The 18,235-nt window shown below is 36.3% G+C and carries 17 protein-coding genes; 15 read left to right on the forward strand and 2 right to left on the reverse strand.

The window, feature by feature from the left end:
* The first annotated feature begins 41 nt into the window (after positions 1-41).
* The 9 genes from D172_RS07335 to D172_RS07375 all read left to right on the forward strand — a co-directional run bounded on the left by D172_RS07335 (position 42) and on the right by D172_RS07375 (position 11,509).
* Complete coding sequence (locus D172_RS07335) at positions 42-1,535, forward strand: GumC family protein (RefSeq protein WP_007375207.1); 1,494 nt, start codon at positions 42-44, stop codon at positions 1,533-1,535.
* Between the two features lies 1 nt (position 1,536).
* A complete protein-coding gene (locus D172_RS07340; RefSeq protein ID WP_007375206.1) occupies positions 1,537-2,613 on the forward strand; it encodes a glycosyltransferase in 1,077 nt (358 codons plus the stop codon).
* A gap of 10 nt (positions 2,614-2,623) precedes the next feature.
* On the forward strand, positions 2,624-4,429 hold the full coding sequence (locus D172_RS07345; protein WP_033022900.1) for a sugar transferase: 1,806 nt from the start codon (positions 2,624-2,626) through the stop codon (positions 4,427-4,429).
* A gap of 166 nt (positions 4,430-4,595) precedes the next feature.
* Positions 4,596-4,904: an STAS domain-containing protein gene (locus tag D172_RS07350; RefSeq protein WP_007375204.1), complete on the forward strand. Its 309-nt coding sequence runs from the start codon at positions 4,596-4,598 to the stop codon at positions 4,902-4,904.
* 16 nt (positions 4,905-4,920) lie between these two features.
* Positions 4,921-5,775, forward strand: coding sequence for an OmpA family protein (locus D172_RS07355; protein WP_007375203.1), 855 nt, complete (start codon positions 4,921-4,923; stop codon positions 5,773-5,775).
* A gap of 3 nt (positions 5,776-5,778) precedes the next feature.
* The gene (locus D172_RS07360; protein WP_007375202.1) at positions 5,779-7,860 is read left to right on the forward strand and encodes an SLBB domain-containing protein; all 2,082 of its coding nucleotides are present in this window, start codon (positions 5,779-5,781) and stop codon (positions 7,858-7,860) included.
* Positions 7,857-8,561 carry a ParA family protein gene (locus D172_RS07365; RefSeq protein ID WP_007375201.1) on the forward strand — a complete coding sequence of 235 codons (705 nt, stop codon included), beginning with the start codon at positions 7,857-7,859 and terminating at the stop codon, positions 8,559-8,561. Before D172_RS07360 ends, D172_RS07365 begins: the two co-directional genes overlap by 4 nt.
* A 7-nt stretch (positions 8,562-8,568) precedes the next feature.
* Complete coding sequence (locus D172_RS07370; protein ID WP_008135518.1) at positions 8,569-10,029, forward strand: SpoIIE family protein phosphatase; 1,461 nt, start codon at positions 8,569-8,571, stop codon at positions 10,027-10,029.
* 79 nt (positions 10,030-10,108) lie between these two features.
* Positions 10,109-11,509, forward strand: coding sequence for a sigma-54-dependent transcriptional regulator (locus tag D172_RS07375; RefSeq protein WP_007375199.1), 1,401 nt, complete (start codon positions 10,109-10,111; stop codon positions 11,507-11,509).
* A gap of 1 nt (position 11,510) precedes the next feature.
* Here D172_RS07375 and D172_RS07380 read toward each other — a convergent pair whose 3' ends face one another.
* Positions 11,511-12,521 carry a glycosyltransferase family 4 protein gene (locus D172_RS07380; protein WP_007375198.1) on the reverse strand — a complete coding sequence of 337 codons (1,011 nt, stop codon included), beginning with the start codon at positions 12,519-12,521 and terminating at the stop codon, positions 11,511-11,513.
* 21 nt (positions 12,522-12,542) lie between these two features.
* Here D172_RS07380 and D172_RS07385 point away from each other — a divergent pair, with 21 nt between their 5' ends.
* A complete protein-coding gene (locus tag D172_RS07385) occupies positions 12,543-12,893 on the forward strand; it encodes an Hpt domain-containing protein (protein ID WP_007375197.1) in 351 nt (116 codons plus the stop codon).
* On the opposite strand, the gene D172_RS07390 is transcribed toward D172_RS07385, so the two are convergent.
* Positions 12,872-13,744 (reverse strand): gluconeogenesis factor YvcK family protein, encoded by an 873-nt coding sequence (locus D172_RS07390; RefSeq protein WP_007375196.1) that lies wholly within the window; start codon positions 13,742-13,744, stop codon positions 12,872-12,874. The genes D172_RS07385 and D172_RS07390 overlap by 22 nt on opposite strands.
* A 798-nt stretch (positions 13,745-14,542) precedes the next feature.
* Here D172_RS07390 and D172_RS07395 point away from each other — a divergent pair.
* The 5 genes from D172_RS07395 to D172_RS07415 are packed head-to-tail and all read left to right on the forward strand — an operon-like array spanning position 14,543 to position 18,217.
* Entirely contained in the window at positions 14,543-14,941 is a 399-nt protein-coding gene (locus D172_RS07395) for a type IV pilin protein (RefSeq protein WP_007375195.1), read from the forward strand.
* The gene (locus D172_RS07400) at positions 14,932-15,384 is read left to right on the forward strand and encodes a GspH/FimT family pseudopilin (RefSeq protein ID WP_007375194.1); all 453 of its coding nucleotides are present in this window, start codon (positions 14,932-14,934) and stop codon (positions 15,382-15,384) included. The genes D172_RS07395 and D172_RS07400 overlap by 10 nt, the downstream gene beginning before the upstream one ends.
* Positions 15,378-15,788 carry a type IV pilus modification PilV family protein gene (locus tag D172_RS07405; RefSeq protein ID WP_007375193.1) on the forward strand — a complete coding sequence of 137 codons (411 nt, stop codon included), beginning with the start codon at positions 15,378-15,380 and terminating at the stop codon, positions 15,786-15,788. Before D172_RS07400 ends, D172_RS07405 begins: the two co-directional genes overlap by 7 nt.
* Positions 15,785-16,297 carry a PilW family protein gene (locus D172_RS07410; RefSeq protein ID WP_007375192.1) on the forward strand — a complete coding sequence of 171 codons (513 nt, stop codon included), beginning with the start codon at positions 15,785-15,787 and terminating at the stop codon, positions 16,295-16,297. The genes D172_RS07405 and D172_RS07410 overlap by 4 nt, the downstream gene beginning before the upstream one ends.
* The gene (locus D172_RS07415; protein WP_007375191.1) at positions 16,298-18,217 is read left to right on the forward strand and encodes a DUF7305 domain-containing protein; all 1,920 of its coding nucleotides are present in this window, start codon (positions 16,298-16,300) and stop codon (positions 18,215-18,217) included.
* The last annotated feature ends 18 nt before the right edge of the window (positions 18,218-18,235 follow it).

Raw genomic sequence — 18,235 nt, forward strand, 5'->3', positions numbered from 1 at the left:
TAAATTTCGCATAGCAATATGCAAATGTATAGGTAGGGTTTATGTTAGTAAGAGAGCAAATAAAAAGGTTACTTTATTTAACCTTGTATAGTGTTTATACAAGGGCAAAGCTGTTCATTTTACCACTTTTGATTGTTCCTTCAGTCGTGATTATCTTGGCTGTGACTGCGCAAAAGCAATACACAAACCATGCAACTATTTTAATTGAAGAGTCTTCGTTACTTAATCCATACCTAGATGATTTATCTTTTTCTTTCGATTTATCAAATCGAATGGCGGCACTTAGAACACTTGTAATTAGCCGAAAAGTACTAATAGCTGTTGCAAAAGAAACAGGCTTGATTTCTGAAACGGCTACCTCAGCTGAGATAGAAAAAATCCACCAAGAGCTTTCTCAAGCACTTTCTTTATCACTTGTTGGCGATGAACTTGTTCGTGTGAACTTCATATGGCATGACCAGACAAAAATGAAGATGGTGTTGGAGAAAGTGGTCGAAAAATTTATTGAAAGTTTATTAGCCCCAACAAGAGCATCACTTGATACATCGGAACAGTTTTTTTATCAGCAACTAGTCAGTCTTCGGGATGAGCTTGAGGTATCGGAAGAATCACTGGCTATGTTCAAAGCTAAAAATAGCAATACTTTGCCTGCCGTTTTACACAGTAATCGACAAACATTCGATAAGTTATTGAGTGACCAACAGCAAAAATCCATCGTTTTATCGGGTGCGCAAGCCAAGCTTAAAGCGTTGACAACAAAAATGGGACAAGCCAATCCAATCCTAGGGCGTATTGAAGAAAAAATTATTGCAGTAGAGTCTGAACTTAGCTTTTTAAAAACACGTTATACAGAAAAGCACAGTAAGGTAATTTCAAAAAAAAGAGAGATGCAAAGTATAAGAAATCGTCAACAGTCATTAATTGAAAGTAGCAAGGAGCTTGACCTTACTAACCTTGATCAGCTTTGGCAGATGGCCAATACCTTACCCAGTGGCGGGGATAACGAAAGCAGTGTACTTGTCTCTCAAATTCTTAATTTAGAAGAAGCAAAAAACTCAGTTACTCAGCACCAGCAAGAATACAGCATGCTCGAACAGCAAGTTAATACAGTAAGCGAAAGACTTTTAGTGACAAGTGATATTGAAAAGCAATTAAGAAAATTAGAACGTGATTACGATGTTAAGCAATCATTATATAAAGATATGTTAAGCCGTTACGAAATGGCGAAGGTAACAGGAAAGTTAGTTAAATATGAAGGCCCAGATAAAGTAAAAAACATCGAGCGTGCATATAGTCCGACACAACCTATCAACACATCTTTTGCCGTATCAATTATTGTAGGCATCATTTTAGGTATCTTTACAAGTAGCACAATAGTGTTTGTTGCGACTTTATTCGATAGCCACCTTAAGGATATTCAAACCATAGAGAAGCTCTCAGCTCTTGAGGTCGTGACTATTTTACCCATTGTTAGAAATACACCTGTGGATTTGGTTTTCAATTCATCAGTGAACTCTATTGATCAGAGGAAATAACATGAATGTATTACATTTGGTTCAACATTTCAAAATAGGTGGCCTTGAGAAAATGGCCGCGACACTAATGCAAAAAAGTCAATTTTCTGATACGAGTGTTTTTGTTTCACTCGAAGGAAGTTTTAGTGAAGCAGTTAGAGATTGGCCGCAGCTAGCTGCGTTTGAGCACAGATTAATTTGCCTAAATAAGGCTGAAAAATTTGATCTAAATACAGTTCGAAAACTGTCAGCTCTTTTAAAAAAACACAATATAGATGTCATCCATAGCCATCATATAGGGCCAATGCTTTATGCAAGTATTGTAAGTTTAAAAAATCGCCAGATAAAACACGTTTCGACTATCCATGACGCGTGGTATTTAAAAAGTTTTAAGCAACGTTTAATAACTAAATTATTAAATAAGCTAACAAAAATATACTGGGTCGCGGATGCACAAGTTGTGGCGAAAGATTTTTATACCGAAACAGCAATTAGAACCGATAGAACAATCCTAAATGGAGTCGATTTTAAACAGTTTTTTAGTACCAATGAGTTGGACGCTCGGCATGAATTAAATTTACCTAAAAAGGTGAGTTTGATTGGTTGTTCTGCTCGTTTAGAGCTAGGGAAAGGGCATTTTCCGCTTATAAGGGTTTTATCTTCATTGCCAGCAAACATCGAATTAGTGTTTGCTGGCAGTGGTAGCTTACGCAGAAAACTCGTTGATTATGCTAGCTCATTGGGTGTTTCAGAGCGAGTGCATTTTTTAGGCAATGTACAAAGCATGCAATTATTTTACTCTGCAATCAATGTAATGTGTCTTTACTCTCAAAGAGAGGGGTTACCGCTATCAATTTTGGAATCTATGGCGTGTGGTAAAGTTATTGTTGCCACTGATGTTGGGGGGATCAGCGAAGTATTAACCCATAAGCAAGGTGTATTGGTTAAACCAGGCGATGAAATGGGGCTTAAACTTGCGGTTATTAAAGCGATTAATATGAAACAGGGAGAATGTATAAGGGAGCATATTTTTTCAATCGCTGATGCTAATAAAATGAGTGAAGAGTACGACCATTTTTATAATGGCTTACCATCGTAAGGGGAAAATCATGACTTATTTAATAATTGTTCTCATGGTGTTGATTGTAACCGTTGTGTACCATCACGTTGGCTATTTAGCGCTGTTAAAGTTGGTTAGTCGACGGGATCATAAACGTATATTCCCTGAGGGGAATACAAGAAAAAATAATCGATTTGGTATTTTGGTGTGTGCTTTTAATGAGCAAGAGCACATTAAAGAAAAATTACATAACCTCGGCGCTATGCTCTATAACACTGAGCTTTATGCCATTCATGTTTATTTAGATGGATGTACAGATAACACATACGAAGAAGCGATGTTAGCTCAATCACATCTTGCTCAGCAAAACGTAGTGTGCCACTTGCATTATAATAAACAAAACCAAGGCAAAGCACATGGTATTAACGAGTTAATTACACTAACTAAATCAAATTACGACGTCTTGCTGTTTACTGATGTGAGTGCCTTATTAAGTATTGATGTATTAAATAAAATTGATACTGATTTTAAAGATCCTGATATTAAGGTCATTACAGGTGTTTATGTTCTAGATGAACACGCAACCCCAGAGCAACAACACTATTGGCAGTATCAAAATAATGTAAAAAGCATGGAATCATCACTTGGTGCGGTGATTGGTGTGCCAGGAGCCATGTTTGCTATTCGTTCAAAATACACAGATATATTGGATGAAAATACAATAAATGATGATTTTATATTGTCTATGAAAGCCTTAAAAAATGGCGGCAAAGCGGTCGTAAATAGCGATATTAACATTATTGAAAGAGAGTGCGATGAGCAAAGCCATGACTATGCTAGAAGAGTGAGATTAGGAGCAGGCAATTGGCAACAAATTAAAATATTATTTGAGCTATTCAATCCTAGATTAGGGTGGGTTAGTTTTAACTTTATTTCACATAAAGTTTTGCGTGGCGTAATGCCAATATTGCTTGCTTTAATTTATATTTTACTGTTTTCAATGGCATTTTTCTCGAGCTTATTGTTAGTTAAGTTGTTGTGTTGCGTGATTGTAGCCGTCCATAGTCTCTTTGTGATTAAAAGTACCCTCAACATTAAGGCCAAGATCCCTATCGTTGATAAAGTTAATTATATTCTTAATGCTTATTTTTTAGCGTTATGGGGCATTATTAAATTTGAACGTGGTGATTATAAAAAACACTGGGAAAGGGTTCATGATAGAGAAGCTGAACCAAACGTCAGCATTAAAGTTATAAAACGCATAATTGATATTGTTGGCTCTGTGGTAGGACTAACTTTACTGTCTCCGATCATGCTTTTAGTGGCTGCAACAATTAAAGTAAGTTCACGTGGACCGGTACTGTTTAATCAACTTAGAGTGGGAGAGAGTAATGATAACTTTGTTGCCCTTTTTAATGTCCTTAAATTTCGCTCGATGGTGGTTGATGCTGAAGTAGCAAGTGGCGCGGTATGGGCAAGTAAGGACGACCCTAGAATTACACCTATAGGGCGTTTCATTCGTAAAACGCGCTTAGATGAATTACCTCAATTATGGAATGTGCTGGTAGGCGATATGTCACTCATTGGTCCTCGACCAGAGCGACCTGTATTTTACTCCAAGCTTGAAAAAGATATTCCTTATTTCTCTCAGCGTACCTACGGTATAAAGCCAGGTATATCGGGGCTTGCTCAAGTAATGAATGGATATGATGAAAGTATTGATGATGCAAGGAAAAAAATAGGTTGGGATTATGCTTATATGTTAAGTACATCATCTCCACGTAGTTGGTTTTATATGGAATTGACTATTTTTTTGAAAACACTCGTTGTTATATTTACTGGAAAAGGGCAATAATTATTTTTGCATAATGCAATCCTACTTTTAAAAGGGAATTGCATTATGCTTTACTATCCTCAAGCGTTCCCACCGCTAAATTAAAAGCCATTAATTATCAATGCCTTAAAGTTGGTTCGTTTCTTGTAATAGTTATATTGAATTTAATATTTAATAGGTAACTACGATGATAAATTTAACCAGTGAAAATGAACATAAAATAGTATCGCTTCCAAATGACTTTTCAGGTTTTACTGTTGATGGATTTAAAGATGAATTTGAAGAGCTAGTTGATACAGGTACAGACTTTATTATCTTGGATTTTTCAAAGACTGAGTTTATTGACTCTTCGGGTATTGGCGCGATTGTCTTTCTTTATAAAAGAATAGAAAAAAGAAGCCATAAATTGTCATTACTCAATGTAACAGGGCAGCCGTTTAAGCTAATGAATCTTCTAAGAGTGGATAAAACCATTCCATTTATTGATTCGCTTTAACGATAAGGAGAGCGATATGAAAGCACACATTTTTTTCATCATAACCTTGCTTTTAAGTGGGTGTGCTTCTTGGCCTGATGAGGGGCAAGGGGGTTGGGCCGAAAAATATCAAAACTATCCATTAAATGATGAGCAAACAGATAATAACTTTACACAACCCGAAGATGTGGTGAGAAGTGAATTTGAACACCTTGTTTTTAAATTAGAACTTTTAAAATCACAAGATATAAAAGCATGTATGCCAGCACAGCTTTTAAAAGCTCAAATTTACGAAAATCGTATTCGAAGGCTTATAGCTGCGCAAATGTGGGAAGATGCAGAGCATGACTTACTGATTCACTACCATGGGCTCAATCAACTAACAAACCATTTTGACACGGTTCAAAAGCTCACTCATTGTGCAGTTAATAGCACTTCAGAAACGACTGTATCTAGTGTTAAAAAACAAGTAGCGGATTTACTAAATAGTGATAATCAATTTGCATTTAATGCGTTTGAAATAACCCCTAAATATGCAGCAAGGCTTGCTCAAGCGGCTGATTTAGCTAAGCAACTAGATAGTATTTCAATTTTGTTAGTGGGTCATACTGATTCAGTTGGTGAAGGGAATAATAATTATGAGCTTGCATTAAAAAGAGCCGAAACAGTAAAACATTGGCTCGTCGTTTATGGTGTTAAAACTCAAAGTATTACCACACTTACACAAGGAAGCTTAAAGCCCTATAGCAAGCAATCCCCAACGGAAAGTGTCCGCCATTCTGATAGGCGAGTTGAAGCGATAGTCCTCAATGCAAGCAATAATAATATGCAAGATGATAACGCTAAAGCACTTGTTAATTGGACAAAAATTATTAAAAGCAAAGAGGAGTAAACTATGAAATATATATTCGCGATTGCGGTGTTTATTTTATCATTCAGTGTTTACTCAGCTTCTGATGAAAGTAATGCCATAGTGCAAGTGGGAAATAAGCTTTTTCTATATATTCCAGGTGAAGCAGAATTTGATACAACGTTTGAAGTGGATAAAAGAGGACAAATTAACCTCCCAGAAATAGGCCAATTTAATGTGGCTGACAAAACGACTATGCAAATTGAAAGTGAGTTAACCCCCGTACTTGCTGAACTATTTGTTGCAATGGATGATTTTTATGTAGCGATCCACAGCAGAGATATTCTTATTAATGTACTTGGTTATGTAGTGACACCATCGCAAGTGAGTATTCCTGATGATGGCAATATTCAAATGGTTATCTCTAAAGCAAACGGTTTAAAACCCGGTGCTCAGCTAGATAGAATACAGATAAGGCGTGGTAATGAGGTAATTGAATTTGATTATAAATCATATTTAGATACAGGAAATATTAGCCTGTTACCTTCTCTAAAAAGCAAAGATACTGTGTTTGTGCCGGTATCGCCTTTGCTTGGTAATGTGCAAATAGACTTTGATGCGCAAACACTCAGTGCAACAGGGGATGCCAGTGATAGCAGCGCGATAACTATTCTAGGTGAAGTACATAATCCAGGGAGTTTTTCCTTTAAAGAAAATATGAGTATTTTAGATGCACTGATGCGCGCAGAAGGGGTCACTCGTTATGCTGATGTAACTAAAATAAGAGTCATTGTTGATAAAACACCTGTTATTTTTGATTTGAAAGGGTACCTAGATAAACCCTCAAATAGCACTATGCAACTGCTAAAACCTGGTTCTACTGTGTATGTGCCTATTATGGTTGATGACGTAAACACAACGTCACGTACGGTTTATATTATGGGAGAAGTGCAAAAACCAGGCGCGTACGAAGCGGCCGATAGCACAAACTTTTTAGATATTTTAGCCAATGCAGGCGGACCAACACGATTTGCTGAAACTCGCCATATCAAAATATTAACACCAGAAGGAGACAGTATTTTATTTGATTTACAGCGTTATAGCGAAGGCAGTGTAACGACCAAAGTACCAGATTTAAACCCTGGCGATGTAATTTTTGTACCTGAAAAAACAGATGTTAACGAAAAAAGCTGGCTTAAAATTCCAACTAAACGAGCTATCAAAATAATTGGTGCCATACATTCTCCAGGTCGATATGAATGGAGTAATGAAATGGATTTTACAGACTTAATAGCTCATGCAGGGGGGCCTACAAAAAGCGCTAATATCAATGATATAAAAATACTGCGTAATGGTGATGTTACACAACGCTTTGATCTTGAAAAGTATACTATTACTAATGGTGACACACCGCTGCCAAATTTAGTTGCGGGTGATACAGTTATATTTGAAGAGCTACCAGTTGATCCGTCGGATAATAAATCCCAATGGATCCGCCAAGAGTCGAGTAAGTCTATTTATATTATGGGGCAAATAGGTTCGCCAGGTCGTTACTCGTTTAACGAAAACATGCACTTTATTGATATTTTAGCTGCAGCAGACGGCCCAACAGCGACGGCAGATATTCGTAATATTAGAATCACTCACCGTAATGGTAATCGAGCTAAAGTAAGTAAATTAGATCTCGCCATGTACTTTGAAACAGGCGATGAAACTTTGTTTCCTAATGTATTACCAGGAGACACCATTTTTGTACCTGAAAAAGACAAAGATTGGCTCCGTACACCTAAAGAACGGGTAGTACGTATAATGGGGGCTGTACAAAAACCGGGTCGATACAATTTTGACGATACAATGTCCATTTTAGATGTATTAGCTGAAGCAGGCGGCCCTTCTAACTCAGCATTGATAGATAAAATAGTTGTTGTTAATCATTCATGTTGTAAAGAACAGTCTCGTGTATTTGATTTAGAGGCGTTTATTAAATCACCAAATTCAGTAAATATTCCAGTATTAAGAGCGGGTGATACGCTTTACATACCAGAGAAAGGGCAGGATTTACTTAGTCAATTTAAAGATAACTTTTTAGATGTTATTACTATTCTTGCATTAGTGGTGGGCTTATGAAATTAATACCAAAACAGTATTATGAGCTGGAAGTTATATGTAACATGATGATTGATAATTCAGCTCGTTGTATCACTTTTATCTCTTTATCAGGTTCAGAAGGGTCATCTAGTGCATGTGTTAGTGTTGCTAAGCGATTACAAAGCCAACTTAAATCAGTGCTAATAATTGATTTAAACCCAATCAATACATTTTGCTCAGATGATAAGTTACCAACAATTTCTAAACCATGGTGCTTTGATGATATTTCTTGTCAATTAGGCGTGACTAATTATGAAGGTATCAGTTTATTAACCATTAAAAACCTAGCTAGGATTGAACCGGCGAAGAACAAACATGTACTAAATGACGCAGTTGATCGGCTAAAGCAAGAATACGATTATATATTAATTGACATGTCACCGGTGTTAAAATTGAACAGGAATAATGTGCCACTGCATTCCTTAAGTTTATGCAGTGAATTAACCTTCGTTACCGTGGGGCTGGGGGTTAACGATGAAGAGTCGCTTTGCAAAGGTGTGAGAGAATTAAAGCAAGCAGGGCATAGCAATATCAAAATATTGATAAGCCAACATAATTTTGCGCCATTAGGTGAGCGTATAGTTAAACTTTTAGAAAAGCATACGACAAAATGGCCAAAGTTATGTACTACTCTTAAAGCAAGAATTAATAAACAAAGATGGTTGTTTGAACATCATTGAGGGTGCAATGGATATATTATTTGAAAGACGCTTTGAACTACTATGGCCAACATTGACTGAGATTCGCCTCATTCTAAAGCACGTTTTAAGAGCGCTCAATGTAAAAAAGGATGAGGTGGATGCCGCAGGCTTAGTTACTACAGAGTATTTAACAAATCTAATTAGACACAACCAAGGTTCTGAGCATCAAATTTTATTACGTATTAGCCAGCCTAGTAGCGACAGCTACATATTAACATTCATTGATGAGCTAGCCCCATATAACCTTTTTAAAAACAACAATTCATCGTGGAAAATAGACTCTGGAAAACTCGTTGAAGGAGGAATGGGAGTTGAGTTAATTCGTTATTATTTTAAGGACGCAGATTATATAACGAAAAATGGCAAAAACTTTTTTTCATTCCCTTTAGAGCAAATAGATAGGCGTCCAACGATTATCTATGTTGATGATGATGTCACTCAGCTTGCCCTCATGAGCGCTTATCTAAATGATAAATTTCAAGTGATTGCCTGTGAAAGTATAGAATCAGGATGGCAGGCAATTTTAACCGCTGACGCAAGTATTTTATTACTGGATCATAAATTAAAAAATGGGACATGTGAGCCCTTATTAGAAAAACTTAATAAGTCTAATTTAAAGTCGCAACTATCAGTTGTTATGTTAACTGGCGATGACAGTGATGAAGTGATACATAAAATAAATCGCTTAGGTGTTGACGATTATTTAATTAAACCGATTAAAAAAAATAAGTTACTACAAAGCATCGAACGTGTAACTCATCGTTTTGCTTACTTGTCTTATCAAACTACTTTTGAGTCAGCGCCTTCTAAAATTCATTTACAAGATGAGAAAACCGCTCATATTTTTGGTTCAATTAGTTTGGGTAACGGCGGTGATTTTTTTATGCCCATTAATGATGAATGCAGTGCTTTTATTCTAGGTGATATGATGGGACACGGATTACAAGCATTAAAAGAAAGCTTTGCTATTAAAGGTTTTATAAGTGGCTTTTTGGCAACCGGTCTTCCTTATCAAAAAATGTTAGTGGCTTTAAATAACGCGATCTATAAACAACAGCTATGTAAATCTAGTTTAGTTACGCTTGTCATATTTTTCTTAAAAAATAATAAAATATATTGGTTAAATGCAGGTCATCCTCCACCTGTCGTTTTGCGAAAAACAGGCGAAATTTGTCAATTAAAAGGCACCGGTCCACTGCTTGGTCTCGCTCAAGATCATAGTTATACACTTTATGAAGCAGCGCTTGATAACGTTGAACATATTTTACTATACACGGATGGCTGGACTGAAAACCGCTTTACCGATAAAGATGAAATATGTGAATTAACTAAAATTATACCGTTAGATAAACACGCTCATGCTGAGTTTGCTAACACGTTATGGGAAAACTCACAGGTTACGCTTTCAAAAGAAATTGATGATGCTTCGCTTATTGTAATTAATTGAATTTGCTTTAATTAACCTTTTATAGTTAAATCATTACAGATTCACAGCTTCTTTTTGGCTTACTAACAAGGAATTAACTATGCCACCAACAGTGTTAATTGTCGAAGATACTCAATCTCTTGCAATGATGTACCAGTCATATTTATTACCGACAGGAGTAAATACACTCGTGGCAAGTGATGGTGCAACTGCAATAGCGATTATTAATAAGGTGCAGCCTGATCTAATCGTGCTCGACGTAATGCTACCGGATATGAATGGATTAGACATCCTTGCTACATTTGATCCAGAAAACTGTCCACAAGTTGTTGTATTAACAGGGCATGCTACAAAAGAAATAGCGATTCAGTCAATAAAGCTAGGTGCATGTGACTTCCTAGAAAAACCAATAGAAGCCGACCGTTTTCGGATTACAGTTAATAATGCGTTAAAAATTAAAAACTTAAAACAAACGGTTAGCCAATACAAAAACAAATACGAAAACGGAAAATACTTTGATTTGATTGGTAGTTCAAAACAGATGCAATCTGTTTATCAAATTATAAGTTCTGCTTCCGCCAGTAAAGCCACTGCATTTATTACAGGTGAAAGTGGTACGGGAAAAGAGCTATGTGCTCGTGCAGTTCATCAAGCTTCAAATCGCGCTGATAAACCTTTTGTTGCACTAAACTGCGCGGCTATCCCTAAAGATTTAATTGAGAGTGAAATTTTTGGTCATTTAAAAGGTGCTTTTACGGGGGCAATTGCGAATCGCGTTGGCGCTGCAGGTCAAGCCGATGGTGGAACATTGTTTTTAGATGAACTTTGTGAAATGGACATTAACCTACAAAGTAAATTACTTCGCTTTATACAAACAGGTAGCTATCAACAAGTTGGCAGTGAGAAAGTTGTAAAAGTAGATGTTAGATTTGTGTGTGCAACAAATAGAGATCCATTAGTTGAAGTGGAAAGTGGCCGGTTTAGAGAAGATTTATATTATAGATTACATGTTATACCTATTGAATTACCGCCACTAAGAGAGCGCGGCCAAGATATTATAGAAATTGCTGAAGCTTTATTTGTTAAAATAGCGAAAGACGAAGGTCATCCATATAAAGGCATGGCAGGGGGGGTTAAGCAATTACTTATGCAATATAGTTGGCCTGGTAATGTAAGGCAGTTAGAAAATGTGATTCGTAATGTATTGGTACTCCATCCAGAGGCATTTATAGATATTGATATGCTTCCCGCTTTACCTGAAAATTCAAAAAAAGCGATTGAACCAGCGCCAATGAGTCTTCAAACTAAACCTGCGAATATATTAATTGACGATTTACCGAATACACAAAATGATGTTAAAGCATTATGGCTAGCTGAAAAAGAATATATTGAACGTGTAATAAAAATATGTTCATCAAATATACCTAAAGCCGCTTCACTACTTGATGTTAGCCCATCGACACTTTATCGAAAGATTAAAAGCTGGGAAGAAAATGAATAGTTTATTTTCCTGTATACGCTTGGTGAAGCAATAAAAATTGTTTTTTACCAGAGAAACGCTCCTCTAGCATGTTATATGCGTCATTTAATAAGTTAATTTTTGCTTGGGGAGGGAAATCAATTAATTGCTCTATGCTTTTTTGACAATCTTTAGCATCACCAACACTCATTAAAAAACCAGTTTTGTTATTTTTAATGATACTTGGTATAGCGCCAACAGCACTGCTTATAACCAGTTTATGCTGAGACATTGCTTCTAATAATGTCATAGGCAAGCCTTCTTCTCTAGAACAAATAAGTAAGACATCTATTTGATTCCATATATTATTGCGTTCAGTTAAGCCATGATAATGTAGGTTATTTATAACAGGTATTTTATTTTTTAGAGGGCCGTCACCAAAAATGTGAAATTCAACATTGTTAGACTGTTTCATGTTTTCAGCTAATTGAAAAAATATATCTGGTCCTTTTTCATAAGAAAGCCTGCCAACAAACCCAATCTTGATAGTTGATGTATGAATAACCGGTTTTGAAGGCGCTGGTAAAGAGATAAAATTTTCAAGTAATTTTACATTGCTAATTGTATTTTTTATTTTGTTTGAGACCGCAAAATTTATAGATAACGATGAAAGCCATTGATCTAGTTTATTATAAAATTTAACTTTTCCATTCCCAACTTCGCCAGCATGGTATGTGCTAATACAGCGTTTGTTTATAATGTTACATACTAATCGGCCTAATATACCTGCCTTATAGCCATGCGTATGAACGACAGTGTTGTTATCATAACTGAGTAGTTTATTAGCGAGGTTTTTAATTTTCCCTTGTAAAAAGTCATACCTTATGTTTTCTTTAATCAATAAATCATAAAATTTTTGATTGCCATGATTTTTATAAAATAAAATTGAGCTACGAACATTATTTTTACTCAGTAGTTTTGATAATTCAACGATGTGGGTTTCAATCCCCCCCAACATGGAAGAGTCAACAAACAAAATAACTTGGTAATTCATAATAAACTCCAAAAGGTAGATATGATAGATTTAGCGGTAATAGAACAGCTCAAGAATGATATTGGCGACGACACAGCTGTTGAACTACTAAAATTTTTTGTCGACGAATCAAAAAAAACAATGGCGATAATACTTAATTCAAATGAGCGTGATGAAATAGAAATTAACGCACATAGTCTTAAAAGCAGTTGTTATAGCTTTGGTGCGATAGCGCTAGGTGATACATGTAAATATATTGAGGAACTTATAAAAACCGAGCACTCAAAAAAGGATTTACATAATCTTCTAGAAATAGTCGAAGTGCAAAGCAAGCAAACATTCAACGAAATGGCATTTATTATTGCAAGCAATCAAGATTGCTCACAAAGCTGAATTGGTACTTTAAGTAACTCCGAGAATATGTTTTTTAGTTCGTCAATATCATGTAAATGTTCTCTGGACTGTAGTGCATTTTTATTGTCGTTAAAAATCTCTTCAATTGCAGAAGGTGAAATACTTAAATCGTATATTTTAAAACCTAGGTGCTCTTGTAGCCAGTCGATCCCAGTAGTTGACGTGTGTTTCATGACGCTATTTTCTAGTGTTGTGTTCTCAATGAAAATACGACAGGCAGATGTTTCTTGAATAGCCAAAGAGATCTCTTCTACTAAAAAGGCAGGCATAACACTTGTAATAATACTGCCTGGACCAATTATGATTAAATCGGCTTCCAAAATAGCACTTACGCACCCTGGCGCTGCGGGCACATTTTTAGACAAATGCACTTTTGTTGGTAATGTGTCTAACGCATCAATAGCACACTCACCAAAGATCTCTTTATTATTTTTAAGGGTGGCGATTAGATCTGTCGGGATCTCTGTCATAGGTAAAACGGTTTCTGAATTACCAAGTATTGCATTAAAGTAAGCAACAGCTTTGGTGGGAGATTTGGTGAGCTCAGTTAAGCCCAATAACGTTAAGTTGCCTAAACAATGGCCGTCTAACACACCTTCTGAAAACCGGTGTTCATAAATTGAGTTAAGTGCCTTTCTATTTTCTGCAAGTTGCAGACAACAGCGCCTAATATCACCCAGAGCAATGCATTCTTGAGATTCCCTTATTTTTCCCGTACTTCCCCCGTTATCAGTTGTTGCGACAATTGCTGTTAAACTATTACACATTGGTTTAATTGCGCTTAAAACCTGCGCTAATCCATGACCGCCGCCTATACACACTATTTTCATTGTTATGCCTTTGTGTTTTATTTTCCTAATTTGATATAGCAGGAATTATTCCAAGACACATAAATTCTTAATCTATTGATTTATAATAATTTAATTATTTCTAAAAGAAAAGGGGCCGGTTGTTATTGCTCTTTTTTGCAAAGTGCAATGCATTTTGATGAGAAAAACTACAATGCAGAGTCATTCAAATATAGGTATAGGAAGGTGTTCAATCTAGGGGCGATTTAATCGCGGCGTGAGGTTTGTAACCTAGTGGGCTCGGTAACTGCTTCTGCGTTACCCTAATGACTTACATCCATGTAAGAATAAGTAAAAACCGAGCAAAGCTTCCGTGTCCTGCTCACGCCCCTTACCTAAATCCATTTAGGTAACACAGAGTAAATTGCACCTAGGCAGAACCCTTCGGGCAGCGCATGTTTGGTATTTATGCTACGTTATCGCCTATTTATGGGGAATAACCGTACTGCATAGGCTCTGCCTTGCCTAAAGATTAAACATGTTGCTGCAAATATCAATAAGTGATGTATATTGTTAAATGATAACAATTTTCAGAAGCTTGTTAATATATAACAAGCTCAACGGGAGGTTTATATGTGGTAAGCTCTTTTGGGCTTCACACTAATTGGATGATTTTGTTGTTTCATTAAATAACGGCATGACTAAAGTTATCTTGAAGCTTCTAAAAAATTAAACTTATTATATAATTGACCAAATAAAAGTTACTAAGTATTAATAAATATACGCACATCTTTATTTTTAAGAACGGTATCCTGACTGTAAATTAATGGAATGAAATAATTGAAAACGCAGCGGCTAAAAAAAAATAGTGGGTTTACCCTTACTGAATTAATGATAGTAATTGTAATAATTGGGATTTTATACGCAGTTGCACTTCCAAGTTATACGAGCTATATACAACAAAGTCGCAGAGCCGATGTTCAACAGGTTTTATTACAGCAAACGGCTGTTTTAGAAAGACAGTACACTCGTGTTGGTGGCTATCCTGCTACCTTTACTTTTTCGGCTTCAGATTATTACTCATTTAAATATACAAGTGATGCAAGTAAAGGCGCTTCAAATGGTTCTGAATTCATAATAGAAGTTACACCTAAAGGCGCGCAAAGTGGTGATGAGTGTGGCAAGTTATCAGTAAACCAAAGCGGCACTAAATCAGCGAGTAAATCCCAATGTTGGTAAAAAAAAACATTGGTTTTACTTTACTCGAAATTTTAATAACAATAACTATAATCGGCATTTTAGCAGCAGTTGCGACTCCTTCGTTTATTACATTTATAAAGCGAGATAGACTAGTTACAAACTCGAATCAACTGCACAGTGTTTTTAAATTTGCACGCAGTGAGGCAATCAAGAGAGACCAAACTACTTTCCTTAAAGTTGAGAATAATCAATGGCTGGCAAAAACGGCAATTAATTCGACGCAAACTACTTTAAATGTTTTTGAAATTACACACAGTAGTATTTCTGTAGATTTAAAAGATATTGAGGTTACAAACTCAGGTGAATTAGATAAAACGTATCAAATTTTAGTGAGCGATAGCGACAGTACAACTGCCGATTTTGTTCTATGTATTTTACAAAGTGGACAAAGTTGGTTAGCTGAGGACCCTGAAATATGCTAACAAACTACAGCAAAGGATTTTCTCTTTTAGAGGTTATGATTGCATTAATTGTTGCGACCATTGCTTTATTAGGATTAGCATCAGGGCAATTAAAATCATTGCAATATATTACAAATAGTTTTAATTATACGGTGTCCATCATTGAAGCTAATAATGTTTTAGAGCGCATTTGGCCTCACTTATGTGAGTTGCAACAAACCAATCCAGATTTATACAATGACGCTGGTTTTAGAAGCTATTTATCTCCGCAAATTGATGCATATACACTCACTTTACCTGCTAATTTTTCAAATGAGCTGTCGGTTGAAGTAACATGGCAAGATAAGCGCTTGACTGATAATTTAGAAAATCGCGTTGTAATTACGGGCAGTTTCCCAACATTACCCGCCGGATGTACTCCATGAAACAGTTAATTAATAAGCACAGGGGTTTTACTTTAATCGAACTTATGGTCGCGCTTGCTGCTGGTATGTTTTTATTAGGCGGTGTGAGTTTGGCTTATTCTTCAATTAACAATAGTACCACGACGGTGAAAGACTTAGAAAATTCGCTAGATGTGATCCGATTTAGCAGCAAGATATTTACACGAAGTTTAAAGCAAACCAACTCAATTCCTACTTATAGCAATAAAATTTTAAAAGTTACTCAAGAAGCGGGTGTACTTGCTTGCACAGGCTCTATAATTAATGCTGCATTTACCGAAGAATATAGCCACGAAAACGACTCATTATTTTGCGATATTGGCAACGGCAAGGTCAAAATATTAAAAGGCGTTAATACAATTAGCTATGCAATTGATAATAATATGGTGAGCATTTTTGTTGAGCCTATAAATCTACCAAGCCAATTTAATAAGCGTTTAGTTATTGATATATCTCTTTCACAGATAGTAATGAATAAGGCGTTTCAATAAATGAAAAACACATCCGGCTTTACGCTTGTTACTGTACTTATTTTAACATCAATGGCTTCAATTGTTGTACTGAGCACGATTAGGGATAGTGTTATTCAAGAGCGTTTGAGTGGTAACTTTCAAAAAAAACTAAACGCAAGATTAATGTCTGAAAAAGGGGTATTTTCAAGCATAGAGAAACTTGAAGCAGAAATACTTGCAGACCCTACTATAACTATTAATGATTTAATTGCTAACAATACCCAAGTTTCAGGCACTGGTTCACTTGAATCTAGTACTTATAACGCAACTATCAAAATTGATAGCAACGGTGATGTACTAATTTCAAGTGAAGGTACTCGCTTTGAAGGCGAGGATCAAATGCAAGCCATATTCGAATTTGTTGCAGGTCAAGGCGGAACCACCAGTGATTCTGTTTTCTCCCAAGGGGTTACAGGGTGCTCTGGTGTTGCAATTACTGGTAGTGGCTTAATTGATAGTTATGATTCGTCTTTAGGGGATTATAACGACACTCTAGATGATGGCAGTAAAAATACTTCAGAAGAGTCTTTCGTCAATACAGTTAACGATACTGGTGATATTACTCTAAATGGTAGCGGTACAATTGAAGGTGATGTTTTATCCTCTAGTAACTTATCAATTAGGCAAGGCGCAGATGTCACAGGCAATATTCATAGTAATGGAAATTTAATACTCTCTGGTGGCGTGGTCATTGGGGGGGATGCATCAGCATATTTAAGCTTCACACAAAGTAGTGGTACTGTCTCGGGTAGTATTTCAGCAAACCAGTCTATATCAGTAAAGCAAACTCAGGTTGGTGGTGATATTAGTTCATCAGGTCCAATTTCTATTACAGGTAATACCATTCTGGGAACTGTTCGCTCATATGATTTAGTCGCTCTTAATCAAACAACAATACGTAACGGCGTTTATACATCAGGTAATTATGAGCAAACAGGTGGCAGTGTCTACGGTGGAGTGCGTGTTCAAGGCAATGTGACGCTTAAACAGTGGGGCAGCACTATTGCAGGTAAAGATTTAAGGTATGCAGGTCGTGGCTCTTTTAAAGGTGATACTCCTGAATATGCTTTTTCACCTTACAGGGTATCAAGTACAGAAATATCAATGCCAACTATTGAGCCGGTTGAAAAAATAACACCAGAGAGTGAAAATAATAGAGGGTTAACTGCGTGTGATCCACTTGGTATTGCAACAGCAATTGATGGCGTGTCAGTTAATACAACAAGCCCTGACCTTTTTATAAATAACAATAGCAGAGCTGGTGACTTACTCGAGTTAGAAACTAACACGGCTAACTTTTTAGTAGATTTTGGTAGCACTCCAAATGGTGCCATCAATGCTAAAACTGCTACTTTTCTTGATTCAGCAACTCAAATATTTTATTTTGATGATGTGACAATTAAAGGGCGAATGCAGGTAAAAAGTAATCATAATGCAGTTATGTTTGTTGCTGGCGATTTTACAATGAGTGGCGCAAGTTCGCTAACGATCCCTGATAACAGTAGCTTAACTATCATAATTAAAGGAAAGCTTAAGATAGGAAATGGGGCACAAGTTTACGTACCTGACAATGGAGTTACAAATGAAGGCCGACCCGTTTTTAGTATTTATAGTTCATACAATGGAAATGACACTGGGATAGAGTTTTCAGGCGGTACACGAGAGCTTTACGCTGTTATATACGCACCACTTACAAAAGTAAAAGTTACTTCGGCTGTCGGTTTTAAAGGGTCTATTTTAGGAGACACCGTTATTGTAAGCGGCGCCGGTGGTATTCACTTTGACACGGCATTAAATGAAGCAAGCTTTGGTGGTTCTTCATCTGGTGGTAATGGATCTGCAAGTAAGTTAGTTTTCAAAGGGTGGCGCTTTACCCCTGTTGAACAAAGCAATGAATAACAAAGCTATTAGGTCGTT

The sequence above is a fragment of the Pseudoalteromonas sp. Bsw20308 genome (assembly GCF_000310105.2).
GTDB classification, from domain to species: Bacteria; Pseudomonadota; Gammaproteobacteria; order Enterobacterales; family Alteromonadaceae; genus Pseudoalteromonas; species Pseudoalteromonas fuliginea.

Bases quoted from the DNA above. Each gene is read 5' to 3' on its own strand.
- D172_RS07335 (WP_007375207.1), top strand. From the start codon at position 42: ATGTTAGTAAGAGAGCAAATAAAAAGGTTACTTTATTTAACCTTGTAT.
- D172_RS07340 (WP_007375206.1), top strand. From the start codon at position 1,537: ATGAATGTATTACATTTGGTTCAACATTTCAAAATAGGTGGCCTTGAG.
- D172_RS07345 (WP_033022900.1), top strand. From the start codon at position 2,624: ATGACTTATTTAATAATTGTTCTCATGGTGTTGATTGTAACCGTTGTG.
- D172_RS07350 (WP_007375204.1), top strand. From the start codon at position 4,596: ATGATAAATTTAACCAGTGAAAATGAACATAAAATAGTATCGCTTCCA.
- D172_RS07355 (WP_007375203.1), top strand. From the start codon at position 4,921: ATGAAAGCACACATTTTTTTCATCATAACCTTGCTTTTAAGTGGGTGT.
- D172_RS07360 (WP_007375202.1), top strand. From the start codon at position 5,779: ATGAAATATATATTCGCGATTGCGGTGTTTATTTTATCATTCAGTGTT.
- D172_RS07365 (WP_007375201.1), top strand. From the start codon at position 7,857: ATGAAATTAATACCAAAACAGTATTATGAGCTGGAAGTTATATGTAAC.
- D172_RS07370 (WP_008135518.1), top strand. From the start codon at position 8,569: ATGGATATATTATTTGAAAGACGCTTTGAACTACTATGGCCAACATTG.
- D172_RS07375 (WP_007375199.1), top strand. From the start codon at position 10,109: ATGCCACCAACAGTGTTAATTGTCGAAGATACTCAATCTCTTGCAATG.
- D172_RS07380 (WP_007375198.1), bottom strand. From the start codon at position 12,521: ATGAATTACCAAGTTATTTTGTTTGTTGACTCTTCCATGTTGGGGGGG.
- D172_RS07385 (WP_007375197.1), top strand. From the start codon at position 12,543: ATGATAGATTTAGCGGTAATAGAACAGCTCAAGAATGATATTGGCGAC.
- D172_RS07390 (WP_007375196.1), bottom strand. From the start codon at position 13,744: ATGAAAATAGTGTGTATAGGCGGCGGTCATGGATTAGCGCAGGTTTTA.
- D172_RS07400 (WP_007375194.1), top strand. From the start codon at position 14,932: ATGTTGGTAAAAAAAAACATTGGTTTTACTTTACTCGAAATTTTAATA.
- D172_RS07405 (WP_007375193.1), top strand. From the start codon at position 15,378: ATGCTAACAAACTACAGCAAAGGATTTTCTCTTTTAGAGGTTATGATT.
- D172_RS07410 (WP_007375192.1), top strand. From the start codon at position 15,785: ATGAAACAGTTAATTAATAAGCACAGGGGTTTTACTTTAATCGAACTT.
- D172_RS07415 (WP_007375191.1), top strand. From the start codon at position 16,298: ATGAAAAACACATCCGGCTTTACGCTTGTTACTGTACTTATTTTAACA.